This window comes from Serratia sp. KG1D, from assembly GCF_037150675.1.
GTDB lineage: Bacteria > Pseudomonadota > Gammaproteobacteria > Enterobacterales > Enterobacteriaceae > Serratia > Serratia nematodiphila.
In genome coordinates, this window is sequence record NZ_JBAGIH010000008.1 from 60,276 (window position 1) to 86,254 (window position 25,979).

Sequence of the window (25,979 nt, forward strand, 5' to 3'; positions counted from 1 at the left end):
ATCCGATTTAGCCAGAAACCGGATCTGCGCGGCGGGAAACACGCAAAGGATATGATATTTAATCACTCACATAAAATCATACTAAGTGTGATATTTATCATTATTCATGAAATCACTTCTGATATGATATTAACTTAATATCAAATGAATCATACGTGATATGATTTTATCGCAATCTGTTACTCATTATTCCAGGAGCGCAGCATGTCCAGTACCGGGCCGACACTGAATCTTACCTATGACGAATTGCTTGACGAAATCAAAAGCATCCTTCGCGTGCTCAGCCGGCACAGCAGTTCTTCCCGGGATGACTCTTCCACCACGGCTGCCTTTGACAGGGGGAGTTGCAGCGGCGCCATTGCGCTCTGGTATTCACTGGCATTATCAATGAGGGCGCCGGGGCGCGACTGTGAGGAGGATCGCAGACAGCTTCGGCTTCTGGCCGGACTGATCCTCGAAAACCAAGAGCCGCCTGCCGATGGCCGCTGAGAAACACCGCCGCCCATCGCCGCTACAGCGGCGGGTGCTGATTGTGCTGGCCGCCCTCGGTGCGAAACGTCCGGGACCGGTGGCCACGCGGGATATTGAGCGGGTGCTGGAGCAGGGCGGGGACGCCCCGGTGTACGGGCCGAATCTCCGCGCCTCCTGCCGGCGCATGGAAGCTGCGGGCTGGCTGCGCACCCTGCGAGCCCCGAACCTGCAGCTGGCCGTCGAGCTGACGGACGCCGGCCGTGCGCTGGCCGCCCCGCTTCTCGCTGACGAACAGGCGCGCGTCCTGGCGGAGCAGCGCGCGACAACGGTCCGGGTTCTGCCCCTGATCCCGCCCGGCCAGGCAGACGAGGCTCACGACCGGCCGGTGGAGCTGGACGGCATCTGGCACCTGGCGTGCCGGGGCGACTACGTCATCCGCCTCGACGGGACCACCTGTCTCCAGCTGTGGAACACGGCCGGGCAGGTGACGCGTATGACGGGCGATCCCCTTCAGGTGGCGCAGTGGCTCCAGGCCTGCCACGGGGCGGGTATTGCGGTCCGGATGCAGATCAATGAGAGCACCACGCCGGAGGCGGGCACGCTGAACGGTACCGAGCCGGAAGACCTGACCGGCACCTGGTACCGCCAGCTGGACGCCGCGCTTCAGGCACAGGGGATCACCGGTCTGACTGAGGATATTCGCCTTGCCGTGGTGAGCCCTGAGGAAGCCCTCCGGTCGCTGCCGGCACCGGCGCGGCTGCTGCACGTTCTGCGCGAAAGCCCGGAGGCGTTCCCGCTCACGGCTGCCGGGTATGAAGAAGATTCCGGCGCCGCTCTGGACACCCTGCTGGCCAGGGCCGGATTCACGTCGGGACAGGCACAGGAGCTGCGGCTGCACCGCATCCGCTGGGCTCAGATGAGTCAGGAAGACGCTGACCGGCGCGAACTGAACAGCCTGCTGGATGAGCTGGAACGGCGACAGCTGTACTGCAACCGCGAACAACTGACGGAGATTGTGTTTTCGCCGGTCCGTAAACCCGGCGAGCGCTGGACTGACCGTCTGCAGTGGCTCCTGATGACGGACGGATTCGGGTTCCGGAGTCCGCTCTCCCGTGACGCAGGCTCCAGGGCGCTGACGATCCTGGCCGGTTACACGGGGCAGGAGGTGGCGGACCATCTGGCCACGGTTATCGTCTGGAACGACGACAGCGCGGGGATGCCGTCATGAGCACAGGCAACGTCAATCTCATCGTCACCTGCACGCGCCGCAAAACCATAACAGCCGGTCAAACCGTCTTTCCATATGAACACGACGCCGGAAATGCTTATGAAGTCTGGCTGGAAAGGCTGGCCAGGGCGCGGAACGACGGCGCTGCCATAACAGCAGGTGAACTGTATACGGGCCAGCACTGGAGCAGGGCTGCTGCGGCTGCAAAACGTACCGGCGCAGAGCTGTGGGTGATTTCAGCGGGTCTGGGGCTGCTGCACGTATCAGACCCGGTGGTCCCTTATGAGGCAACGTTCTCCTCGATGCCGTTTAGTCACAGCAGACTATGGGAAAGCCTGACAGCTTGCCCGCCTGCTGAACGACGGTATGCTTCCCTGAGGACGCTGATGCAGTCGAGGCCTGACGATCGGTTTGTGGTGGCCGCCTCTCCGGTGTACCTGCGTGCCGTCGATTCAGATCTGTATGCAGGAAGGGAGGCGCTCTGTACCCCGGAACAGCTTGTTGTGGTGACGTCAAAAGGTTACCAGGGAATCCTGAAGGGCAGCGTCATTTATACCAGTGCAGACATGATAAATGCGCTCAACACGAATATGACTGGCCTCAATATCAGCTATGCCACTCAGTTACTTGTTAACGACGTATGTAAATAAGCATCCAGGCAAGACGTAAGACAAACACTCACGACTTATTTTTGGTATACGTAGCTGAGAAACGATATCATAAGATATCAGGGAAATATTGCGTGCTCTGCTTCCCGATAGACTGACCACAATCTTAATAACCATAAATATGTAAATGTAAGGTGCCATTATAAAATGGATTTAGTTTTAGATAATCATACTAAAAGCTATGCAGTACAAAATTACCGGCAAGACATAGACGGTCTCCGCGCTGCCGCTGTCCTGCTTGTTATATTATTCCATGCAGGATTATCGTACTTCCCTTCGGGCTTTATTGGTGTTGATATATTTTTCACCATATCAGGATTCCTGATTACCGGAAAAGTCATCAGTGAAATTGAAAGAGGAACATTCTCACTAACTAATTTTATAAAAGGCAGATTATGGCGATTGCAGCCTGCACTGCTGGTGACAATTCTCGGCGCCATCATTGTAGCGACATACTGCTACATTCCTGACGATTACACCGCATTCGCAAAAAGTGCCAAATACACCACTCTTTTCTTATCAAACCAGTATTTTGATAAGCTTAGTGCAGCATACGCATCTCCTGACTCTGATTACTTCCTGCTTTTGCATACATGGTCTTTAGCAATTGAATGGCAGTGGTATTTTTTCTTTGCGCTTTTCGCGACCATTTTGACACTACTTGTCAGTAAATTTAAAAGAAAATTTGCGTATAAACCGTTCCTTTATGGCTGGTTGTTACTTACCTTAACTGCAACAATAATTGTTATTCTTATCAGCCTGTACTCGTCCAGTCAGCATTACTACTCATTAAATATGCGCGCTTTTGAGTTTCTGATTGGTGGAAGCGTAGCTTTATTAAAGGACAGAATTCAGATAACCAACAGATGGATAACTAATCCTCTGGCAGTAGTAGCTATCGCTGTACTTATCTGTACTTCAGGTTTAAGCATACCAGTTGAGGCATATCCAAATAGCTGGACACTGCTTGTTTGCCTTGCCTCAGCAATATTACTGATAAACCAGAACACATTCGTAAATCGAACTTTACAATTAGCACCGATAAACTACACAGGTAAAATTTCTTATTCTCTGTACCTCTGGCACTGGCCCATATTTGCAGCGTTCAATTATCTTGAGATCACTCTGTCCGGCAAGACACTGTGCATTGCGCTGGTGATAACTGCAGGACTGGCAGTGCTTACCTATCACGGTATTGAAGAGCGCTTCCGCCGGGTTAAGCTGTCATTTGCAAAGAGTATGATCCTGCTTGTATTGCTCCCCCTTACGGTCTGCACGGGCCTTTACACATTAACCGTGAAAACGAATGGTTTGCCACAGCGCTTCAGCGATGAATACAATCACTCGTTACAGCTGTTGAATTCCGCTTCCGAGAATGCCGCATCGAGGGATGGCTGCCTTAGTGGAAGCCAGGACCTTACGGACTGTCAGTTCGGCGACCATGAAGGTTCGAAGAAAGCCTTTCTGATTGGCGATTCAAATGCTAACCATTTCTGGGGTTTTTATGATGTCTTGGCTAAGAATGCTGGCATAAAAATGTACTCCCTCACCACGTCTTCGTGCCTGGCATTACCGGGAATTTATCAGTATGACTGGTGGAAATATAAAGGCGTCAAATATGAAGAATGTCATGATAACGCTGAGAAATATTATGATAATATAAAATCAAATCACTATGACTATGTTATTTTAGGGCATGTGTGGTCAAATTATTTTTCTGCCCAGTTAATCACTAAAGATGAGGATGAGCGAAGTGAGGCACTCTCAGCCAGTCGATACGAAATGGCGTTACGTACAGCCATACGTACTATCATAGATTCTGGTTCAAAGCCAATAATCATGTTCACCATTGCGAACATGCCACGCAACTATCAAAACTGTATAAATCAGCATGTTATTCATCGACGCCCATTTGACATCAATGAATGTGATATGCAAAACCCGGCAAATACCAACGGGGAAAAAGTCACGCAACTGATGAGTAAAATGAAGGCTGAGTTCCCAACGCTGACCTTTATTGATCCTAAATCAATACAGTGCATTAGTGGTAAATGCATTACAAATATTGATGGCGTAACTGTCTATCGTGACGTGGGACATCTTACCGACTATGCTTCCTATAAATTCGGTCAGCTGTACCTAAATGAATTTGGTAATCCATTAAAGTGAATATGGTGTACTTATAATATCTGATGGTAACTTAAAGGGCACATTGTGCCCTTTTTAACGCACCAGTCCTTCTCTATAAGACACATCCACTATTCACGTCATCGAGATATACTTTGCCGTCTCAAAATGAGACACTCAATATATAAAAAAACCAGAGATATAGACATGTTTCGGACACTGTACATAATTAGTTTGCTCATCGTGACTTATCCGGTAAGTGCGGATATTAACGGCAGGATTGTTCGTGTGCTCGACGGGGATACCGTTGAGATTCTTGGTGAGGGGAACCAGCTGAAGCGTGTTCGTCTTGCCGGTATCGATGCGCCTGAAAAGAACCAACCCTTTGGCCAGCGTTCCAGACAGGAACTCTCATCGATGGTGACACAGCGCATCGTTACCGTCACTGGCGAGGATGAGGATCGTTACGGCCGGCTGCTTGGCACGGTGTGGCTTGGCGCGAAGGATGTGAATGCCGAACAGATCCGTAAGGGACTGGCCTGGGCATATCGGTATCACGGAAAACCTGTCCGGAGCGACTACGCAACACTGGAAGACGAAGCCCGTCGTCAGGCTACAGGTCTCTGGTCAGTCCCTGGACAGACAGAACCCTGGCGCTGGCGAAGCAAGCATCACGAGAGAGGTTCAATTAGCGACGCCCCCTGATTCCGCACGTTGCCGACCGCAGGGGAAACTGGATGCCAGGTGAATGCCTCAGCAGGCACCGCCCCCTGTTTGGCCGTCCTGCCCGCCTCGTCACCACTGAGACTTTCGCGTAGCCATTCGCGCGCGGCATCCGGCGTCAGCACCAGAGGACGACGATCGTGGATATCGATAAGCCCCTTGTCCGCTGCTGCCGTGACAATAACAAAGCCTTCCCCGTCATCCCTCAGACCAAACGGTCGTGCGCCAATGGCAGCCATGAATACGGGCTGACCGTCCCTGCGGTAAATGAAATACGGCTGTTTTTTGTTCCTCTGACGTACCCATTCATACCACCCGTCAGCAAACACAACGGCGCGGCAGCGTTCCCACAGCGGACGAAACATACGTCCCTCAGCTGCGGTTTCAACACGGGCATTAATCAGGGGCGCTTTGTGCCACCACTCTGGGGAATACCCCCACAGAACAGGTTCGAGCTGCAGCTGATCATTGCTTTCACTGAGCAACAGTACCCGGGTCCCCGGCGCCACGTTGTAGCGTCCGATAGGCTCCGGTACTGCAGAAAACCCGGCATCAACCTCACCGGCCAGATAAGCCAGGTATTCAGCGCGGGTCTGTGACTGAGAAAAACGTCCACACATAAGCGTTTCCTGCCGTTAAAGGGTAAGTATAGGAAAAATGGGAAGCATGGATTGTTTAACGGCAACGGCACAACGATCCGGACAGGGAAGGCAAAAGCAGGAAGGAACGGGACGTCTAAATAGTGTATTCTTTTTATCAGGTTAAAGGAGACGTGAATGACAGAGAACAACCAGGAACTTATCGCGGCAGGATTTACCAGTAAGGAAATAGCGAGAATCAAACGTCACCAGGCGACGGGGGACTCGCTGGAAAAGGTGCTGAAGGATCTGGCCGGCTATTTCCTGTCGGTAGCCTGGATCTCCGGCGGGATGGTCATCATCACCCTGCTCACCGCGATTTTTGGCAGCGCCAGCCATGTTATCTCCTGCGTGGTTGCCGTCGTCTTTCTGCTGATTGTGTTGCTTCTGGTGATGCCGGTCAGACTTGGCTATAAATCATGGAAGCTGATGAGATCACATATCAGCGACTCCGGTCATCACGGGTAAGGAGTTCCAGTACCACCTTTGCACTGACCCCCCATCCCAGAACCTTCATCGTCAGTTTGCCCGGAGACATGGTTTCCACCTTGCGGTAATAGTCTCCGGGAAGATAACGGAAAAGACGCCAGGCCTCAGCTTTCCCGGTCAGACCAAACACACCATAAACGCTGGCTGCAAGCGTGGTTGCATTAAAAATCCCCAGCCCGACATCGCGGCTGAAACCCATAAACTCCGCTACGGACATGGCGCCGTCCGCCAGGATCCCCTCTGAAGCAGGTTCATTCAGGAGCTGACGGGCTGCTTCCCGTGATACCGTATTAAGGGCATCACCGACCAGAACGGCACCGGCAAGCATTCCAGCTGGTGTCATGGTGGCGATCATAACACCGCCAAACACAGCCTGTACCCCGGCCAGAACGACCTTAATGCCGGATATGAAGTATCCGACAATTTTATTCTGCTCTGTTACGTACTGTATTTCAGCGTAGATCCGGGCATAACCGGTTTTCAGCATACGCGACTGTTCAAGTAGAAACTCATTTTCAGCCCTGAGGTTCTTCAGGCAGGAAATGCACTCTTCATCATTTCTTGCTCTCCTTGCCGCGTCAAACTGTTGCATGACAACCTGTCTGATTTCATCCACAAATTTCAGACGGGTCAGTGAATCACTGAGGTGCATGGCCGCGACGGTATTTGCGGTATTAACAAGCTTTCGGGCTTCCAGATTGATCATTGTATCAGCCCACTGGCGCCGGCTCTGACCGGGAAAAAGCGCGATATCCATTACATATTCCTTATCTGTCGTCAGGACGAGAAGTCATTAGCCTGCCTGCCTCAAATATTGCAGCTGCACGCCAGGACTTCACGTCTTCAGTTTTCTTACCGTCAACATACCAGTAGAGCCCGTCGGTACTTATTCGCTCAAAAAGAAAAGACATATCCCACACGTGTTCAGGGATTAACGTTCCTTCACCCGCCAGAATACCGGCCGTGATGGAGTGATTACCTCCCCGAACAAAACCAATGCGCCAGGGCAGCCAGAGTTCAACATAATGGTTAGTACGATCCTGCTGCCATACTCTTCCTTTTGCCGTACCAATCCGGGACACATTATCGATATAACGGGAAAGACTCCACGGCCAGGGAAGAACCATATCGGAGGCCAGAGAAAGCGGGTAATCTTCTGGATTAACTTCTCCCGCCTTCATACTGCTATAGTCCTGAACCTCTGTGATGGCATTAAAGAAAAATTCCCCGGGTGTCAAATCCGGACGGGCATCGGTTCCTTCTTCTGCCACCGCGAGCAGGAAATCACTCTGCAAAGGGCGGACCATAGCGCGAATTAAATCCGGCAAAGCCTGGACCGGCAGAGAAGACGCAACCGACAGCAGATGTTCAAAATTATTCTTAGCCGTGGTGAGCCTGCTGTACTTTCTGTTCCCTTTCCAGAACACAATTCTTCTCCCGGTATTCACTCAGCCAGCTATGCCAGTCGTCAGATCCGTACTCGATTTTGTCAATAATAGCCACTGCACTGGTATCAAATATCACGGTAGTTGTACCGTGAAGATAGCTGTCCGTAAATATACCTTCCCAGTCATAAACGCCCTGGATACCACAATTCAGGTAAAGGCGGATCATTTCATCTGAATCTACATGCCTGTCACCCACATAAAGCATACTCCCTTTGTAAGTGCTGTATTGAGGCTCGCGCAGGGCATGCCAGTCCCAGCCTTTACTGAGTTGGCTACTGATGCTGACTGGAAGTCCATCTCTCAGACGTGCCGCGATATCGGGCTGCTCTGCGAGCGGCAACCGGTGATTAGCGATAATCGCCCCGGTGTTCAGTTCACACCGGCAAACCAGTGGCAGTCCGGGATTTCTGTTTTTGAATAACGCATGATTGCTGGCTCCTTTAAAATTATCCGTAAACCAGCAGGCAGCGATGTTTCCGGACTCACCAGTTCCTTTGTATGCCACATCAAACTTATCAAAACGCTGTCTGGTTCCGTGAAAAAGCTGCATTGCCGGCACCTTCAGTCAGACCTTATTGAGTAGGAGGATCACATTGTTCTTAAATGTAGGAGCAGTATGCCGCCTGGCTACATGGAGGCGCCAGCGAATGTTAACTATTAAAATGAAGGCCAGTGGCGCCGTCGCCCGGCAAAGCCGGTAACGCAGCTACCAGATTCTGGTGTGAAAATGCCGAGCAGCGCGCAGGCATTCAATAAATGCGCCGAAGGCGCATGAAGGCGCCCTCTGTCGCTGAATACTGCACCTCCGTAAATGGCGCCGTAGCCCGGCGCAGCCGGTATCAGTTCTGATAGGTTCCACCAATCCATCACTTCGCCCTGCTAAGCCATAACCCGCAGACAGGCGGCACAGGAAATGATGTGCGCCGTCGGAGTGGTCACGACAAGGCTTCGCCGCAGTCGGGGCGTATCTCCGCGTTAGCGGGCCGTTAGGACCGCTTACGGGCGTGTTGCACAGGGTCTGCCGCAGGTGTGAATTAAAGCGGCTCGGGTTCTAGTTACAACATCCATCATTAAAAGCGATGTTGTTCCGGGCCTTCGGCCCGGGCGGCGGCGCTTTTCAGTGGTGGGTTTTTTGTGGGGAGCTGAGGATCCTAGGAGTAAGTGGTCGATTGTTGCTGTTGTAACGTTCTGCACCCTGCCCGCCATTTTTGGCGGGTGCTAACTCTAGGCGCAAAGCGCCTGAACCGAACCGGCGCGGACTTTGTCCGCTGCAAGGGCGGGCGTTATACACATGTCCACAGGACAGGTGGCGAATAGGTTTTATTTTTAAATGTAAGTAATGACTGAAGTTTAAAAGATAGGAGATCAGAAGTTTAAAAGGATCATCGCGGTTTGTAGAAATTCCTTATTGTGGTTTAAAAAGCATCCATTCAGTAGCTTATCACTTTAGCCTCTTGTGGTTTATGTGGATAACTGGATGAAAACCAAAAAGCGGTGAAATATTGGGCGTTCGGTCACAGAAATATGCGGGCAATAAAAGAAGAATTTTGGTTAAGTTTAGAAAACCCGGCATCAGCAGGACATGTTTGTCATTCAGGTCCCCGACGGGGGCCTGAAACAGGGGCTGAAGAAGGTTAACACGCCAATAAAAGCCGAAAAGTGGGCAGGCGTAAACCGATGCCAGGGCACCAGATTCAAAAAGGCAGCGTATTAGCTGGCGTTAGGTTGTGACCAGCAATGCATCACCAAGTCGTGCGTAATGGCCACGCGAAAGCTTCATTCGCTCCGAGACACGGCGTTCTATCTCTGCCCGAACCGCATCAAGATTACCGAAGAAGCGGCCTTTCCTGATTTCTTTTTGGATTTGCTGGCGAACCAGCAGCTCGATCTCTTTGCGCGTTCGCGGAGCGTCCTTACGCGCCCTGTGACGTTTCATGCCGTGTTCATAGCGTGACTTGTGGTACTGACGGAAGCGTTCACGAACGAATGACCAGGCCGCACTGATAAGTTCATCAGCACCGGCGCGAGGAAGCCCTTTCTTCTCACGCTGCTTATTTTCCCACTCAATACGGCTGCGGCGCGCAGCAGCAACGGCTTCTTCAGACACCCCAAGCACCTGCCACATCAACGGTGTGAAAGTGATGTCTGTGGGGATATTACAGCCAATTTCTTTATCGTATTCGGTGTTATAGGTAATGAGGTTCAGCTGAGCGAGAAACTTCAGGGCACCCGTCAGACGGGTGATCGACAGACGTTTTTTTTCTGTGGCCAGTCCGCAGCGAATGCTCATGGTAGTGAGCGATGAACCAACGCGATTAGCAAGGGGATTAAAATAGTGACACATTGCCTGTACGGATGCTTCCAGTGCCCGTATGCGTAACACTGGCGGGCGCTTTTTGCGCTCACCACGGGCGATCAGCATAGCAACCAGTGCCTGGAACTCTGCACGCTCAGTGAAGCCAACAGCTTTCTCGCGAATTTTTTCACAGAACGGAAGGGTTTTCTTTCCCTTTTCAGGAATGAAAACTGGATTCGGATTTTTTACCTGACGGTAAAGTGTAGTGGTTTCGGAATTCTGCTTACTCACCACTTCCTGCGCTTATGTTGCACAGAAGGAGTAAGTACGGAATCTCTTGTCTTTTTTCGCGCACGGGTTATACTCCCATACAGAAGCAACAACTTCTGCATGATTTGTTAAGGACCCCGTTAATCTCGCGATGCCGCCAAGTATCTAAGATTATCGGGGTTTTTGCTTTTCTGGGCTTTGCTAACTAACCACCCAGAACCTGCCACCTTCTTCGGCGTGACAACCTAATAAATTCATTTAGAACAATAAGTTCTCCGACTTTATCACCACAACAATGCAGGATCAATTTTTAGGATCTATCCGGCAGCAGGATCAAACATCACCTCTGGAGCGATGCGCTTCTGCGTCTCGTTTTAAGCTTTCGAACAGCTCAAGTGGTACAAGATAAAATGCCGGCGCGCTACGGTTCAGAATAGCAATAGCATCACCCTCTGCTGACTCGACAGTCCCTAACGGATCCCTTTTGAACTCCGTGATACCAGCGACTTTCGTGCAATGTATCGGATGTGCCATAACTCCTCCTGATTTACAGATAGCACCTACGAATTATTGTATCGTAGCATACAATCAGACACTTAAAAGCATCATTAACTAATATTATGATCGCAGATCAAATCCAGTTAAGTGTCGCCTTACATGATATAGTACATCAACACACAGAATATATCTCTAAATTTCAAATACATACGGCTCTTAGTGGATGATGTCTAAACTCGTTTCTTCAAAAAAAAATTCCAACTCGCTCCCCAGGTTTTAAACCTGATATCCAACAGCAGAGAACCGATGACAATCAAGAACGGCAATCTGCAGTATGTAGCGGTAAACCAAGCTTTTCTTCGATTATTAAAACTCCCCAACGATTATCCGATTGTAGGAAAAACGTTGGACCAGCTCCCTACCTCCTTAGCTTACCTCTCACAACGAATACATAAGCAGGAGGAACTCGTTATGGAACATGAAGATAAGTTTTCTTCAATCGTTACGCATCCAATAGGTGAGAGCAACTCCATACATGCCCTATGCTTCGAATCTAGACCCTATTACGACGATGACGGGATCTGCTCAGGAACGATGCTTCAAGTTAGGCCTGTTGATATTTTTGGGCCAGACAGCTTGCTATCGGGAGACGTTCCCAAATCGTTGGTATACAGGGTACCGTCTGAGATATTCACAAATGCTGAATGGGAGGCCATCTTCTTAATCTCTCTAAAATACAGCAGGAAAATGATGTCTCGAATATTAGGAACCTCTCTTAAAGCGGTAGAACACAGAATCAGCCGATGCCTGCAGAAAACCGGGACCTCGTCTGGAGCCGAACTATTAGACTTTTGCAAAAAGAATAACTGGGATGCATATGTTCCCCCTCGTTTTTTAAAGCCTCGGTTTCGACTATTCAGAGCTGCTCCTGATGCGTATCTAGTTGACTCATCACTAAGCAGACAGTAGTCTTCAAAGGTCACAGTAAATCCTGTGATCGGGCGTGAGAACCCGTATCTACACGTGCACATAGACACGCACAAGCGTGTTTTTTTGTGTACTGAACCAGCACATCTTCGTAATGGCGGTTCAGGTAGGGCAACCGTAAGGTTGGCCGGTACCGTGTAGGCCGGTTTCTCACCCCTGCCTGGGCTGCCACCAGAGCGTGAGAACTCCTTGGTAGCCGACATAGTATCTACACGGGAGCTTCATCTATGATGTGCAAGAACCTATCAAAAATTTCTATATCCCCCTTAGCAAATGAACATGCCTTTATAGGCCTAGCTGCTAAAGCTCACCCTCATCAGAAATCCTTCGCCCATACCACATGTCGCGACAAGGTCCATGGGGTTTCTCCCCATTAAAGGGGATGCATATTGCGCGTAAATTTACTACGTATAGATTTGCTAGGGGACTTAACGATGATTAATGAAAACACTATTAACGCCCTGCATAGCGTATTTCCTGAGCTTTCCAGAAAACAGTTAGAAATCGTTACTCTGTATGCTCACGGTAATGCATATGAGACAATCGCTGACATTTGCAATATTTCTGTTGAGACAGTCCGCTCGCATCTGAAGCGAAGTACTAAAGCTCTGAACTTAAAAAGTAACGATGCAATGCGTGCAGTTATATTGTCACGCTCATACTTTTTCATGATTTCATTGATGATCACAAATTAATCAAAAAATGCACCCTTGAGGGTGCATTTTTAGGATTCAGCCTATTTACACTTTACTTCATTATACAGAGAAACAAAAATACGCACAGTTCCTTAAGTATTGCCGCCAATTTTACTTAAGGGACTAACCTACAAGAGCATCCTGAGCCATGAAGGCGCTCGAACTACAGCATGCAAACTTAAGTGTTTGTTAGTAAGACTGTTTCGCCTTCATGGTTGAGTATGTTCGACCCCATTGAACTTGAATTATCCTTTCATGGATCAATTCTGCGCGAAGCGTTCAAAAATGAATATTGAGACTGTATGTAACCAACAATGGTATCTTGCTCTCTATATTACCGGGGGCAAAAACCGCGAGAACTTATTCGACTGGCTACACGACAGGAGAATAACTCCATGGACACCTTTATCCTTAACGCAAATACGGCGTGCGGATGCCCCGCATGTTTTCAGAAAAAGGATCTCGGCCGTTTTCCCAGGATATTTCTTCCTTAAGGCAGATTTCGAATCACAGAAAATAGATATGATTCGGGCGCACTCTGCATTCTGCGACTTTGTGAAATTCGGCAGTAAAATTGCCCCTGTGAATACAAGGGTAGTCGAAGCATTAATGAAGAAATACCCCGACCCGACTCATCACCCTGCTGCAAGAGCTGAACTCGAAGCGGCATCAGATATCTGGCTGACAAAAAGCCAATACAAACGCCTTACGCAGTTAGATAAAACGGATCATCCCATATCCCGGACTGCAATGCTGTTCGATATGATCACCCATGCTGATGCGTGGGGATTTTAAAATGTACTTAACCGAGCCTCTTAAGCTGGTTCAAACCAGTTTTACACCATCCCTTTAGTTTCCCCCGTTCACGGGGGCTTTTTTTCACCGTTTTCCGGCAATGACGTCTGGGCTGGCCCTGCCCAATGAACACCCTCTGTTCCTGTAGCCAGCCTGCTTTCAGGCTTCTTTCATTCTGGCGGAATGAAGGTACAGACGTCATTGCCAGAAACCGGAACCAGAGAGAGACAAACCATGCAATCCACCCAGGAACAGGTCAGCCATCTCTTGTGGTGCATTCTCGTAGCCTTACGTACGGCAGTCGAAAACCATCACATAACCTCAGAGCGTGGCAAACGTAGATTCATCACAGAATGGCTAAGCGGAGCACGAAGAATACCAACATTCAAAGGGATGGGTAGCGAGTTTATGACTATCCGGCAGTTGCTCGAAAACGAACGAAATCGTCCCATTGATGACGTCCTGACTGCGCTCTGGACCAACGCTGTTTCAACCGGGAACTGTGATCTGTTTCGTTTTCGGGCAGTTCTTAATTCACTTCTCGGCCTTGGCTGGAAGCACTGCCTTTGCCCCTGGCCTGAGCAGGTTGTAACTGAAATCATGGAACGCCAGCGAAATCGTAAGAACCACATCCTACAGTTCACCCGTATGGAAGAAGCATTTACCGCGACAGGCTCAATGGCTTCCCCCGTCACGCTTCAACTCCTCCTGAAAAAAAATGAAGATGATGAGGTAGAAAAGTCTTTCTATCTCGATCGTTTCTCTGTTGTCCGTGGCCGCGATATCTCACTACCCAAAGCCACTCTTCGCACACTCTATATCGGACATCACACACTGCCGGAGTCAGCATGGGGTGCCCGTGAAGGCGTCCGCTACGGAGATGTATGGCGCCCTGACCTTCATTAATCTTTTTGCCGAGGCTTAATCATGAAAACGCATACATTGGGCGTGCTATGTTCCCTGCTGGCGTTATATGGCTGCAACGGAGCTACTACTTCAAACCAGGCTCATCACCGTAATGAAATCGGGCAGTATAAGAAAAACGAAACTGCATACATTCCTGTCAGAGCCAGTATTTACGAGCTTTCCACTCCCGTAACGCCTGAACTAAAGGAATTGCTTGAACAGCCAGGTGCAAAAATATCTTTAAGACCGGTCAGCGCTTCACTGGGAGACGAACTCACGGAACTGGTCGCTAAAGGGGACGTCAGACTGCTCTACGATATGTCAGGAGTCACAACCAACAACAAGGCATTACTTTTCTCTGTTTCAAATTACTCCGCTCAACAACACGCAACGACAGGGGAGAAGAAGAAAGAAAATGTCGTGGATGATCTCTCATTAGTGATAACGCCGGCTCTTTCCGCAGACTCTGCATTAATGCAGATGACCGTAGAGCTTTCCCGGACCACTGGCAGCTCAAAAAATGAATATTCCCGTTACGCTATCAACTTCCGACAACTTCTCAGATTAAAAGGTGGACAGAAGCTCAGTGTTGCTCTTCCCCTCAATGACGAAACGAACCGCCTCATTATCATCTCTCAAAAAACATAACCGTCCCGACTCGTCACTTCCTGCTCCCTTTCATACCTGTATTTCACTAACAACTAACTCCGGAGTAAAAAACATGAAACATATTACCCTTGCCGTATTGCCGCTTATCCTGAGCGCCTGCTCATCCTCACAGCCCGATCAGCGTATTGACATTACTCACGGCAAACCAGCCTCTGTCCAAAAAGTGGTTTCTCTCAGGATGGATGCGCCGCTCAGCCAACCTGTTACTTTCGACAACTCAGACAGCGTACGCTATGTAAATTCGGTCACTACGGAAGATGGGAAAATCGTCAGTAAGGAATACCGCACTCTCTCTTATGGAACCACGGTCAGGGCTGTCGTCAGCGATGCAGGGGATGACAAACAACTCGTTTCACTGGCGGTACGACACGCCTGCCATCCCGAATTATCAAAACTCTCAGCTGGCTCAGCCGAGGAAGGGATAGACCTGCCCTCGCAAAATTACATAACTCAACAGCAAAAAATTCTGATAGCGCGCGGAGACGATGTTCTGATCAGCGGTATCGGTTTTGACGCGAACTGTGCTTTTCCACGTATTACCGTTCACCCCACCGAATAACCCCGGGGATCATCATGAAAAAACTTGCCCTGCCCCTGTTAATACCGTCGCTGTTAAGCAGTTGCGCGGGATTTAATAACCGTAACATTGCTCCTGACACACCTGCGCTCGTGTTTGTCGACGGCCAGATCAGCGATAGTGCCGATATCATTACACAGACACAGCGGCGAATTGCGCCTCCGGCGGCCACTCCCGTTCCCGTACGCCAGCCGACATCTGTAGCGGTAACATCGCAGACCTCCCCGCTGCCGCAACCAACAATGATGGCCTCCTCCGCAAAACAAGTCAGCTCAGTGAGCCCCATCATGAATCCAGCGCTGCCGGCACTCACATTTACCGGCACACCAGGTCCCGTTGCCGTTCTGTCATTATCACAGGTGCGTAACCTCACTTTCGAACAGTGGGTCAGGCGCATCATTCCGACTGGCTGGACGCTGAACTATGAGAATGCCCTGCGACCTGTACTGAATACCCGTATCGTCTCGGTCGACACCAATGACCAGTGGACCAGGGTGCTCAACCGTCTGCTGACAGAGCAATCCATCCAGGGTCAGCTGGACTGGGATCGTCATGCCGTCACATTGCAGCGAAAGGGGCAAACCACTCAGATGACCGTCCCTGCACTGTCCACTGGAAACCTCCCTGCGCCGCCACAGGCGTCTGGCGCGCCGAGAAATCCGTTCAGCGGACCGGAGGTGACCCAACCCATACCGACGGCAGCGGTTAAAACCAGCACATCCTCTGTAACAACAAAACCGATGAAGGCACCAACAGCGGTAGTTAAAGCACAACCAGCCACCGGGGAACCAGTCGCACCTGTGGTTCAGGGTAAAACCTGGCTGGCGCCATCGGGAACGACTCTTCGGGAAATGTTGATGAAATGGGCGCAGGATACCCGCTGTGAATCAGGCGCATCATCGCACTGGACGGTTATCTGGCCAGTATCCGTGACGGATTATCGGCTTGACGCACCACTGACCTTCCGCGGCTCATTTGAAACCATGCTCGGTCAGATGTTCGACCTTTACCGTTCAGCACAGAAACCGCTTTATGCTGAAGCTTCCCGCATGCAGTGCGTGGTATCTGTCACAGACACTCCGGCAGGTCGGTGATGGGCTGGGTCATACTGGCAATCAGCATGATATTTTTCCTGATTGTCGGTGATATAGATTCGCAACAAAATCAGACCAGCCGGACTGCAATACAGACGCAGAGCGGCCAGCTTTATGCCTCCCAGATCCTGACTATCGCCAACCGCGTTAACGACTGGCGTTACAAAACTGGCCAAACGAATGGCACAGTTCCAGTTGACCAGCTGGGTCTTCCCTTTACTCCCGACGCCCGGATCCAGTACCGGTTACTTCAGAGTAGATTGTGGGTCTGGATGCCGGAACAAGCTGGACTCGTTGATGCCTTACGGGCACAGAGTCGCGGTTCGGCACTCATCGGCACCATGAGAAGCGGCCAGTTAATCTGGCTTTCCGGTCTGGCCACCGGGCTCACGGCTCCACAGGGCGTTCCTGAAGGCGCTGTGGTTTACCTCAACTAATCCGGATTTCCCCCATGAAGAAAACCCTTTTGCGGCGCCTGCTGATGGCGTCCTGCTTTGCCATGCTCGCAGGTTGTACCTTCTCTGAAATCAACAAAATGCAGACTAAGGCACAATCTGACGCCACGGTAGCCCGCGCACAGGCACAGCTCCCGCGAACACAACATCAACAACCACTGACCTGGACGGAGCGTCAGTGGATTAATCCGAGTCCTATCCCGGTCGCCGTTCGTGAACGGAACCACCAGGCTCCGTCATGTAATATCACCCAGGCAAAAAATACTATTACGCTACAGGAACTGGCACAACGCATCACCGCGCTGTGTGGAACCCCCGTTATTTTTACTCCTGACGCCCTTGATATCAGCCAGAGCAGCGTCAGTACCGGCGTCACACGCCAGATGAGTGGCACACTACCACCACCTGATGACAGCGGTCGGACGCCACTGGCCAGTCTGGGGGGCGTAACTTCTTTGCCGACTGGAGGAACCAGCCAGCCCCTGAACCTTACCGGACTGATGTGGCAGGGAGACCTGGGCGGACTTCTGGATCTGATGGCCAGCCGTAGCGGTCTCTACTGGCGAATGGATAATGGAACTATCGTGTTCTATCTGATGGAAACCCGGACCTATTCGCTGGCCATGCTGAACACTAAAACGTCCAGCACGTCGAGCGTCAGCTCAGGGACGACCAGCAGTATGGGAGCCACCAGTGGTACAGATAACTCCGCCTCCGGCGAATCCACAACCTCCCAGAGCACAACCACGGGGCAGGAATACGATTTGTATGCTGATCTGCGAAAAGCTGTGGAGTCGATGCTGACCCCGAACAAAGGTCGCTACTGGCTGTCCTCCTCCAGCTCATCACTGATTGTGACAGACACGCCGTCAGTACAGGCCGCTGTGGCCCGTTATGTGAACGAGCAAAATCTCATCATGAACAGACAGGTAGCCCTGAATGTTGAAGTCCTGAGCGTCGGTAACTCACGAAACGAAGATTTCCGGATTGACTGGAACCTGGTGTACAAGTCACTGCACTCTGCTGGCGCCACGCTTAACAACGCGACAGGGGATCTCACTGGTGGTATTTCTGCCGGCGCGTCCATTCTTGATACCGCTACTGGTAATGCCGCGAAGTTTGCTGGCTCCAGCCTTCTGCTGAAAGCATTGTCAGAACAGGGCGATGTCAGCGTCGTCACTTCTCAGTCCAGTACCGTGACTAACCTGACGCCCGTGCCTATTCAGATGGCAGATCAGACGGTCTATGTAGCGCAGTCGGCTACAACGACAACCACCGATGTCGGCGCCACCACAACGCTGACGCCTGGGATGATCACCACCGGTTTCAACATGACCCTGTTACCGTTGATTCAGGAAACAGGTAACGTTCAGCTACAGGTAAACTTCAACCTGTCAGATCCACCGACCATCCGTAACTTCACGTCAAAAGACGGGAACTCTTACATCGAGATGCCATATACCAAACTGCGCTCTCTGAGCCAGAAGGCAAATCTCCGGGCCGGGCAATCGCTGATCCTCACTGGTTTTGATCAGAACAATACCTCCGTCAATAAATCCGGCACCTTTACGCCAGGGAACCCGCTCCTGGGCGGAAGTCAGTCAGGTAAAAACGAACGGACCACTCTGGTCATCGTGATCACACCGACATTCCCGCAAAGTTCCGGAGGCTGAAATGAAGGATGAGGATTACCTGTTTACAATCCGGGATGGAAAATCCCGCAGCCGTTACTGGCTGGCGGGGATGGACTGGGCGCCAACGGAAAGACAAAAATTTCGGCTGCCGCCATTTCAACCAATAAAATCACGTTCCGGAAGAACAGACGGCATCGGCGTCCACACCTCAACAGGACAGTTCAATAAACGGGACACAGGGCAATCAGTCGCTGGGAGTGGCAGATTGCCCGTCCGTCATCGCCGTCACCAGCTCTTTTCGCTGGCACTCGCGTTCTGTGCCAGCACACGAAATGGATACGGCATTTATCGGTTGAGTAGTACCGACTTCGTGTTTCTGGCCAGTATTAATGGTGTGCCTGCCGTCACTGCCGATAAAACAGGGAGTGCGGACAAAATGCAGGGGCTGCTGACACTGTTCCTGAGCATGAACGAACCGCCCCCAGAAGGCTGGGTCTGTCTGGCATCAGTGGAAAACCCCCTTGATGCTAACAGCCTCTTTGCCGGACTATCTGCACGCAGGCGACAGCAATGCCGTGTGCATGTAGATGGACTCCGGAGGCAGCGCTGGTTACTGGCTTGCGCGATACTGCTGCTCAGCACAGGCGCCATTGCCTGGTGGCAGACGGCCACACCACCGGAGGAACCGGTACTCACCGCTGAAGAAATACAGGCCAGGGCGCGCGCAATGTTCGCCAGTCAGGCAAAACCTAAGGTTTTGCCTCATCCCTGGGCACGCGAGGTAACAGCCCAGGCTCTGATTGATGATTGTCAGAGAAAGACCGATCCGGCGCTACATGTTCTGGGGAGCTGGAAACTGGCATCCGGGACCTGTTCTCCTGACGGTATAACCCTTTTGTACCAGATTATGCCCGGTGGCACAGTCGAGGGGTTTCTCGCTCGCAGTCAGGAAGTCTTCGGTGTCACGCCAGTATTCAATCTTAAGGAGGGGGGGCGGGAAGCCCGAATTTCATTACCGCCCCCGGACAGACCACTCAGGGATGAAGCAGTGCCTGACAGTTCATTGCAGCTCATCCGCATCCTATCCTGGTTCCAGCGTCAGCAAATCACACTCAACATCACCGATGTAGCCATGCCTCCAGTCCTGCCGGGGTCGAACGGAGAACCGCCTCCTGTGCAGGACTGGCAGGAATACGCGTTTAGTTTTTCCGCGCCCCTCCCCGCCATCATCTTATTCGACGGTCTGGATGAAACTGGTATCCGACTTACCCGTTTAACATTCGAGCTGAACGGAAGTGCGTTCAGCTATACCACTGAAGGTAAAATTTATGCGTCAGCAAAGTAAATTTCTTCGGCAGGCGACACTCTGGCTCCTGCTGCCAATATTCGGGCCTTTACCCGTTCAGGCCTCTCAGTCCACGAACCAGCAGGTATCACCGCCAGCAGGGAACGTGATACCCGGTGTGACAAAGGGACAGCTTGAACAGCTGCATATCCGAAACGTCATTCTTCAGGCAGAAGTTCAGGGCGCGCAACTGCAGCGCCAGCTTGAGGAAAATCAATCCAGCGTCGGCACTCCTGCCACCGCTCTTCCCGGTGCCTCCTTCGGCGATACTTCACTGCCTGGCCAGCCTGCACGTCCGGTTACTGTGAGTAATCGCCCTGTCGTGCTGGAGATTAACGGCCGCGATAAAAACCTCCGCGCCACACTACAACTGCAATCAGGACTGTCATTGGTCGTATCACCCGGAAGCCGTATTCCAGGAATGGAGAGCACAGTCAAAAGCATTACCTTAGCCGGAGTCACACTCAGCGATGGCACACTGCTTGCCTTTGGGGACTAACCATGAGCGCTATTACTGCAGAATCTCTTCTGCTGTTTGATGACGGTGACAGGAAAGAAATCCTCATTGATACCAACCAGCGAGTCGACCCAGGTGTACAGGCCGCGCTGATGGACTTAATGAACAAACATCCGGGGATCAAACATCGGTTTGTCACTCTCTCAGACTTACGAGAGGCGCGAAAAAAGCAGGAAGCTCAACCTCAGGCCAGCGATAAGACAGGATTAACTCTGGCAGACCTGGATGGAGACAGCAGCCAAAGTGAACAACGGATCCTGAACTATTTTTCAGTGGCCAAAAAGCTCGGTTCCTCAGATATTCACTTTCTCATTTCAGATTCACTCTTCCAGGTCAAAATGCGCGTCCACGGCTATTTGCATGTGGTGGATGAACGTCGGCGAGAGGAAGGTATATCCCTCTGTGCCACCTGTATTCTCTCGATGTCGGATGTGTCAGAAACCAGCTTCTACCCACACCGGGAACAGGATGCACGACTCTCCCCGGCAATGATGCGGAAAATAGGTCTGTTTGGTGCCCGCTACAGTCACCGCCCAACTGGCGATGGGCTGATTGCGGTTATGCGACTTATTCCGGATGACGGTAACAACGTACCTGACTTCCTGCAACTGGGTTATCTACCCGAACAAATCAAGCTGCTTAAACGCATGATTGACCGACCTGAAGGTAAGATCATCCTCTCGGGGCCAACTGGTTCCGGTAAATCCACCACGCTCCGTACCGCCTGCCGTGAATATCTGGATACCAACCCCGGGCAACACCTTCTGACCATCGAAGACCCACTTGAGGGGCAGGTCGTGGGAGCTGTTCAGACGCCAATCATCTGCGACAAATCAGATGAGGAAGCAGTACGTATCGCCTGGGGAAAAGCTATCTCGTCAGCGCTGCGACTGGATCCGGACGCCATTATGGAGGGTGAAATGCGTGACCTTGTCTCGATGCTGGCCACCATTTATGCCGCCCAGACCGGACACCTGGTGATGACAACCCTGCACACAAACTCAGCACTCGGCATCCCGGAGCGTATGGTTACGCTCGGTGTTAACGAAAATCTGTTGTGTGATGCCCAGCTTTTAATCGGATTAATCAGTCAGCGTCTGGTACCCACACTATGTCCGGAATGCCGTATATCCTGGCAGGATAAGGTCAACACCTTAAGTGACGAGGAAAAGAACTGGCTGGAGAAATACTGCAATATTGAAGGCGTCTGCTCGACCGACAGGCTCTATTTCCATAACCCGGACGGGTGTGAAGCATGCACACAGGTAGTGGAGATCAACGGCCAGGTGCGTGGCAAAGTCGGTCAGGGTATCAGGGGACGTACCGTCATTGCCGAGGTTATCGAGACCAATAACCGTCTTTTTAAGCTGCTGAAAACTGACGGCAAGGTTGCGGCTCGCCAGTTCTGGATAAACAACATGCAGGGGATCAGCCGTGTCCGCCACGTTCTGCATAAAATCAACGAGGGGCTGGTCGACCCGCTGATGGCCAACCGGATCATTCCACTCGATGAAGATGAACGTCTGGAGGTGGATGATGCGTGAAATGCACTTCCTGAAACGACTCCGATATAACCTGGTCCGTAAGACGTTCAGCGGTCAGTATCGTGTTCAGTTCTATGATGCGCTGCGGTTTCTGATTGAAAACCGACAGAAACTAAAGCCTTCACTGGAGAAAATGCGCAATGCATGGACGAACTTCGGCCAGAACTGGCATCCCTACGTTGAGCTGACGGACGACTGTATTGATGCGTTAAGGGAAAATAGCGGCGAAAAAACGCTGGAGCGCACCCTCACCCGGTGGCTACCTGCCGCAGAAGCTTCCGTTATAAGCGCCGGCATACGCAGTGAGTCACTTCCACGCTCACTAAGATACGCCTGTGCCCTGACCCACGCGGGTAAGCGTATTCGCGCAGCTGTATGGCAGATGGCCATCTATCCGATTGGTTTTGCCATCATGTTGTCCAGTTCCATCTATGTACTGAATGCCGAACTACTTCCTACGCTGACAGAAATCAGCCCGCCAGAGAACTGGACCGGGGCGCTAGGGTTTCTTTACGGGATCTCAGTGTATTTCAGTGAGTATGGAGTGATAACCGGCATCGCCGCCACCGCTTTAATTATCTGGACGGTCTGGTCACTCCCGCGCTGGCATCGCCCTGACAGGCTTCGTCGTATATTCGACGGGCTGATGCCATGGTCGGTTTATAAGGATATTCAGGGCGCGACCTTCCTGTTGAATATCGGTGCACTGCTACAGTCCGGCGTAAGAACCAAAGACGCGCTGGAGATCCTGCTGGAAACGGCATCCCCCTGGCTTGCTGTGCGTATTGATGCGATTACCGAACATGTGCGTGAAGGTAAACATTTCGGACTGGCCCTGAAGGACTGTGGTTACGATTTTCCGTCGCAGGAAGCGGCCAACTTCCTCTCCCTTTTGCAGGGTGATGGAGACGATGAAATCATCATTAACTACGGACAGCGCTGGCTTGAACAAACCCTGGAGCGCGTAGCAAAGCGCGCTGTTGTAATCCGCGGACTCATGTTCCTGGCAATGATCCTGATGCTTCTGCTTCTGGTCCTTGTCGTTATGGATATTAATGCCCTTAACAGCTCGTCGGGCTCTTTTTAAATGAGGAAACATCATGCAATTTAATTCTGAACCAACTTCTCAGCCATACAAACCAACTAAGGCGCTTTCGCAACACCGCGGCTGGGGCTTCCTGGAGCAGGGCAGCATCGCGCTAATCGTACTGGTCGTCATCGGGATCGTCCTGGCGGGATACTTCGCCCTCAAAAATAACGTCAACGTAGGTAAGGAGTCGTCGAACATTCAGTCGCTCATCACAAGCACCCAGAACATGATGAAAGGAGGAGATGGATACACATTCACTTCCGGTGCCAAAATGATGGGCTCGCTTATCCAGATGAAACTTCAGCCTAAAAGTATGACTGTACGTGGTACCCCCTCTTCCGGCACCGCCACGCTTTATAATGGATGGGGTGGAGCCGTGACACTGTCACCTGTCACAGTCTCCGGGTTCTCAAATGGATTCTCTTTGACCTACGAAATGGTTCCTCAGGGTGCCTGCGTCTCGCTCGTCACAGCACTCAGTCGCGCCAAAATTGCTGATGCGATCACCGTCAACTCCACGGCGCACAGTGATGGGGTTGTGACAACTGAAGAAGCCAGCGCGCAATGCACAGCTGACAATGGCAGCACAGGTACCAACAAGCTGATCTTCACGATGAACAGCTAAGGAGACAACATGCGGAGAGAACGCATTCTCTCCTGCCGCCTGGTAATGACGCTGCTCATTCTGTCCTTTTCCTCCGGCCCATTGATGGCCAGCACGAACTCCCCGCCTGCGACTTTTGATGCCTGCTTTAACAATGCCGGTGCCCGATACCAGATCGAGCCACTGCTGCTTAAGGCAGTGGCCAAAGGGGAGTCTTCGTTCCGTCCATGGGTCACAAACACCAACCGGGATAAAAAGGGTAATCCGGTCAGCACGGACTATGGGTTGATGCAGATTAACTCAACCCATATTCCTAAGCTCGTCCGGATGGGTGTCATCCAGGGGGCAGAAGACCTGCTGAAGCGCCCCTGTCTGAACATTCAGATAGGGGCGTGGATCCTGGCCAGCCACTTTCAGGTATGTGGTGTGACCTGGAATTGCCTCGGGTCTTACAACGCTGGATTCCGTAAGGATCGGCACGAAACCCGTGAGCAATATGCCAACCGTATCTGGGGGTTCTATCTGGAGCTGAAAGGTCTTCGAGTCTGTCGACAGGTGAAAGGAAAGCGAATATGCGAACCATCATAGTTACGAGTCTGACGACAGCATGGAGTCTGCCGTTACTACTGGGGTTCGCAATCATTGGCAGAGTCCTGATGTGCCGCGTGCTCGAATTTCTGGAGGAGCACCCGATAAACGTTAAGGAACAGAAAACAACCTTGACGGCAGGGATTTGGTTCTTCGCTACTTTCAGTATGATCGCTGCCCTTGCACCGGTTCCTGTTGCTGATCGGGCAGCTGCCATAGTGATGATGGCCTTCCTTCTTCAGGCCGGGAGCACAGACGCAGTCAGTGGATATCTGCCACGAACCTTCACAGTACGGCTGTTACTTGGGGGATTGCTCTGGGGAGCAGCATCAGACGTTTCAGTTGAAAGTATATCTACACAACTGGCGGAGATCGCAGCAACAGTCAGTCTGATGGCACTACTGAGTGTCCTGGTAAACCGGGGCACTCAGCGTCTGGGTCAGGGGGATTTATGGCTGATAACTGGCCTGACTGCCTGGATGGGTGGGAAAGATGCTGCACTGGTCACTCTGTTTGGAGCAGCAGCCTTTGTTCTCTGGCTGCTAACCTGGAATGTATCGGGGAAAAAAGAGGGACCGCTGGGACCCTGGCTTTGTCTTAGCGGGAGTATTTTCCAGCTCACTCTTCTGTATCAACCTGTATGGATATCGATTCTATGAAAAAGCATGATCGTGGCTGGGCAAATCTTGATGTCGCTCTGTCGCTCCTTGTTGTGATGGCAATGGCCGTCTTTGGACTCACTAAATACAAGGACTGGCAACAGGAGAAAAACTGGCAGGTTGAAGCAGCCCATATCAGTACCTACGCAGCAGCTGCGCGTGGCTACGTCGGGCGAAACTATGCCACGCTGTTAAGTGCAACCAGCACTACCGCGCCGACAGTGATCACCACAGCCATGCTTAAAAATACCGGTTTTCTGCCGTCCGGTTTTACCGAAACAAACAGCCAGGGTCAGCGTATGAACACGTACCTGGTCAGAAACGGGCAAAACACGGAATTGTTGCAGGGAATGGTGGTATCAAGCGGTGGAAGTGTATATCCGGCCAAAGCATTGAGGCTGATATCGAGGGACATCAAAACCGGATTCGGAGGATACATCGATGACGGTAAAACTGCCACCGGTGCCTTGCGGACTTGGAAAATCCCGCTGAGTAGCTACGGAGCTACTTCCGGAAATGGACATATCGTCGTGCTCCTCTCAACAGATGAGTTATCTGGTGCACAGGAGGATAACGACAGGTTGTACCGTTTTCAGGTTAATGGCCGCCCCGACCTGAATAAAATGCACACAGCAATAGACATGGGGGGAAATAATCTGAACAGCGTCGGTACCATTAATGGTAAGACAGGAACATTCAGCGGAAATGTGAGTGGTTTAAATGGTATTTTTTCCCAGAATATTACAGCGGGAGCACAGGTAAAAGGAGCTACAGTCCGTGCTGACAGTGACATCAGCGCCGGACGCAATATTACGGCAACAAACGAGGTCTCTGGTGCCACAGTTAAAGCAACAGGCAACCTTTCAGCTGGCGGTGTTTTGCAACTGGGTCAGGTAAACGTTGCAGGTATAGCCTGTTATCCGAATGGGCTGATAAGCCGTGATGCCAGTGGTGGCGTACTTTC

The 25,979-nt window shown here is 51.4% G+C and carries 28 protein-coding genes; 23 read left to right on the forward strand and 5 right to left on the reverse strand.

What is annotated here, in order from left to right; all coding sequences use genetic code 11:
* The first annotated feature begins 204 nt into the window (after positions 1-204).
* The 5 genes from WFM45_RS24045 to WFM45_RS24065 all read left to right on the forward strand — a co-directional run bounded on the left by WFM45_RS24045 (position 205) and on the right by WFM45_RS24065 (position 5,199).
* Entirely contained in the window at positions 205-489 is a 285-nt protein-coding gene (locus tag WFM45_RS24045; RefSeq protein WP_022650043.1) for a hypothetical protein, read from the forward strand.
* A complete protein-coding gene (locus WFM45_RS24050; RefSeq protein WP_336957535.1) occupies positions 479-1,699 on the forward strand; it encodes a hypothetical protein in 1,221 nt (406 codons plus the stop codon). The genes WFM45_RS24045 and WFM45_RS24050 overlap by 11 nt, the downstream gene beginning before the upstream one ends.
* Positions 1,696-2,349, forward strand: a complete 654-nt coding sequence (locus tag WFM45_RS24055) for a DUF6884 domain-containing protein (protein ID WP_032635083.1) — start codon at positions 1,696-1,698, stop codon at positions 2,347-2,349. The genes WFM45_RS24050 and WFM45_RS24055 overlap by 4 nt, the downstream gene beginning before the upstream one ends.
* A 165-nt stretch (positions 2,350-2,514) precedes the next feature.
* Positions 2,515-4,536 carry an acyltransferase family protein gene (locus WFM45_RS24060; RefSeq protein ID WP_012477570.1) on the forward strand — a complete coding sequence of 674 codons (2,022 nt, stop codon included), beginning with the start codon at positions 2,515-2,517 and terminating at the stop codon, positions 4,534-4,536.
* A 165-nt stretch (positions 4,537-4,701) separates the two neighbouring features.
* Entirely contained in the window at positions 4,702-5,199 is a 498-nt protein-coding gene (locus tag WFM45_RS24065; protein WP_022650044.1) for a thermonuclease family protein, read from the forward strand.
* Here the strand turns inward: WFM45_RS24065 and WFM45_RS24070 are convergent.
* Positions 5,166-5,837, reverse strand: a complete 672-nt coding sequence (locus WFM45_RS24070; protein ID WP_012477572.1) for an SOS response-associated peptidase — start codon at positions 5,835-5,837, stop codon at positions 5,166-5,168. The two genes, WFM45_RS24065 and WFM45_RS24070, sit on opposite strands and share 34 nt — an antisense overlap.
* Before the next feature lie 156 nt (positions 5,838-5,993).
* Here WFM45_RS24070 and WFM45_RS24075 point away from each other — a divergent pair, with 156 nt between their 5' ends.
* Positions 5,994-6,323, forward strand: a complete 330-nt coding sequence (locus tag WFM45_RS24075) for a hypothetical protein (protein ID WP_012477573.1) — start codon at positions 5,994-5,996, stop codon at positions 6,321-6,323.
* Here the strand turns inward: WFM45_RS24075 and WFM45_RS24080 are convergent.
* The 4 genes from WFM45_RS24080 to repA all read right to left on the reverse strand — a co-directional run bounded on the left by WFM45_RS24080 (position 6,298) and on the right by repA (position 10,379).
* Positions 6,298-7,101: a DUF4225 domain-containing protein gene (locus tag WFM45_RS24080; protein WP_022650045.1), complete on the reverse strand. Its 804-nt coding sequence runs from the start codon at positions 7,099-7,101 to the stop codon at positions 6,298-6,300. The two genes, WFM45_RS24075 and WFM45_RS24080, sit on opposite strands and share 26 nt — an antisense overlap.
* A 10-nt stretch (positions 7,102-7,111) precedes the next feature.
* On the reverse strand, positions 7,112-7,771 hold the full coding sequence (locus tag WFM45_RS24085; RefSeq protein WP_022650046.1) for a DUF6710 family protein: 660 nt from the start codon (positions 7,769-7,771) through the stop codon (positions 7,112-7,114).
* Entirely contained in the window at positions 7,725-8,342 is a 618-nt protein-coding gene (locus WFM45_RS24090; RefSeq protein ID WP_022650047.1) for a hypothetical protein, read from the reverse strand. The genes WFM45_RS24085 and WFM45_RS24090 overlap by 47 nt, the downstream gene beginning before the upstream one ends.
* Before the next feature lie 1,170 nt (positions 8,343-9,512).
* On the reverse strand, positions 9,513-10,379 hold the full coding sequence (repA, locus tag WFM45_RS24095; protein ID WP_022650061.1) for a plasmid replication initiator RepA: 867 nt from the start codon (positions 10,377-10,379) through the stop codon (positions 9,513-9,515).
* A gap of 762 nt (positions 10,380-11,141) precedes the next feature.
* Here repA and WFM45_RS24685 point away from each other — a divergent pair.
* The 17 genes from WFM45_RS24685 to pilV all read left to right on the forward strand — a co-directional run.
* Positions 11,142-11,825, forward strand: coding sequence for a helix-turn-helix transcriptional regulator (locus WFM45_RS24685; protein WP_265937801.1), 684 nt, complete (start codon positions 11,142-11,144; stop codon positions 11,823-11,825).
* Positions 11,826-12,277: 452 nt separating this feature from the next.
* A complete protein-coding gene (locus WFM45_RS24100) occupies positions 12,278-12,538 on the forward strand; it encodes a helix-turn-helix transcriptional regulator (RefSeq protein ID WP_022650064.1) in 261 nt (86 codons plus the stop codon).
* A 285-nt stretch (positions 12,539-12,823) separates the two neighbouring features.
* On the forward strand, positions 12,824-13,333 hold the full coding sequence (locus tag WFM45_RS24105; protein WP_032623570.1) for a transcription termination/antitermination NusG family protein: 510 nt from the start codon (positions 12,824-12,826) through the stop codon (positions 13,331-13,333).
* 234 nt (positions 13,334-13,567) lie between these two features.
* On the forward strand, positions 13,568-14,239 hold the full coding sequence (locus WFM45_RS24110) for a hypothetical protein (RefSeq protein ID WP_045891782.1): 672 nt from the start codon (positions 13,568-13,570) through the stop codon (positions 14,237-14,239).
* Positions 14,240-14,260: 21 nt separating this feature from the next.
* The gene (locus WFM45_RS24115; RefSeq protein WP_336957547.1) at positions 14,261-14,887 is read left to right on the forward strand and encodes a hypothetical protein; all 627 of its coding nucleotides are present in this window, start codon (positions 14,261-14,263) and stop codon (positions 14,885-14,887) included.
* A 73-nt stretch (positions 14,888-14,960) separates the two neighbouring features.
* A complete protein-coding gene (locus tag WFM45_RS24120; RefSeq protein WP_022650068.1) occupies positions 14,961-15,467 on the forward strand; it encodes a hypothetical protein in 507 nt (168 codons plus the stop codon).
* Positions 15,468-15,481: 14 nt separating this feature from the next.
* Entirely contained in the window at positions 15,482-16,579 is a 1,098-nt protein-coding gene (locus WFM45_RS24125; RefSeq protein ID WP_336957550.1) for a toxin co-regulated pilus biosynthesis Q family protein, read from the forward strand.
* On the forward strand, positions 16,579-17,016 hold the full coding sequence (gene pilM, locus WFM45_RS24130) for a type IV pilus biogenesis protein PilM (protein ID WP_022649971.1): 438 nt from the start codon (positions 16,579-16,581) through the stop codon (positions 17,014-17,016). The genes WFM45_RS24125 and pilM overlap by 1 nt, the downstream gene beginning before the upstream one ends.
* Positions 17,017-17,030: 14 nt before the next feature.
* Positions 17,031-18,707 (forward strand): PilN family type IVB pilus formation outer membrane protein, encoded by a 1,677-nt coding sequence (gene pilN / locus WFM45_RS24135; RefSeq protein WP_022649972.1) that lies wholly within the window; start codon positions 17,031-17,033, stop codon positions 18,705-18,707.
* A 1-nt stretch (position 18,708) separates the two neighbouring features.
* Complete coding sequence (gene pilO2 / locus WFM45_RS24140; protein WP_022649973.1) at positions 18,709-20,013, forward strand: type 4b pilus protein PilO2; 1,305 nt, start codon at positions 18,709-18,711, stop codon at positions 20,011-20,013.
* Complete coding sequence (gene pilP / locus WFM45_RS24145; RefSeq protein WP_022649974.1) at positions 19,997-20,512, forward strand: type IV pilus biogenesis protein PilP; 516 nt, start codon at positions 19,997-19,999, stop codon at positions 20,510-20,512. Before pilO2 ends, pilP begins: the two co-directional genes overlap by 17 nt.
* A gap of 2 nt (positions 20,513-20,514) precedes the next feature.
* Entirely contained in the window at positions 20,515-22,074 is a 1,560-nt protein-coding gene (locus WFM45_RS24150) for a GspE/PulE family protein (RefSeq protein ID WP_022649975.1), read from the forward strand.
* On the forward strand, positions 22,067-23,161 hold the full coding sequence (locus WFM45_RS24155) for a type II secretion system F family protein (RefSeq protein ID WP_032623575.1): 1,095 nt from the start codon (positions 22,067-22,069) through the stop codon (positions 23,159-23,161). The genes WFM45_RS24150 and WFM45_RS24155 overlap by 8 nt, the downstream gene beginning before the upstream one ends.
* A gap of 13 nt (positions 23,162-23,174) precedes the next feature.
* On the forward strand, positions 23,175-23,789 hold the full coding sequence (locus WFM45_RS24160; RefSeq protein ID WP_160251394.1) for a type 4 pilus major pilin: 615 nt from the start codon (positions 23,175-23,177) through the stop codon (positions 23,787-23,789).
* Positions 23,790-23,873: 84 nt separating this feature from the next.
* The gene (locus WFM45_RS24165; RefSeq protein WP_336957560.1) at positions 23,874-24,356 is read left to right on the forward strand and encodes a lytic transglycosylase domain-containing protein; all 483 of its coding nucleotides are present in this window, start codon (positions 23,874-23,876) and stop codon (positions 24,354-24,356) included.
* Positions 24,341-25,015, forward strand: a complete 675-nt coding sequence (locus WFM45_RS24170; protein WP_022649979.1) for a prepilin peptidase — start codon at positions 24,341-24,343, stop codon at positions 25,013-25,015. The genes WFM45_RS24165 and WFM45_RS24170 overlap by 16 nt, the downstream gene beginning before the upstream one ends.
* Positions 25,012-25,979, forward strand: a 968-nt coding sequence (gene pilV / locus WFM45_RS24175) for a shufflon system plasmid conjugative transfer pilus tip adhesin PilV (protein WP_257188645.1), incomplete at its 3' end; no start/stop codon positions are given. The genes WFM45_RS24170 and pilV, both read left to right, overlap by 4 nt.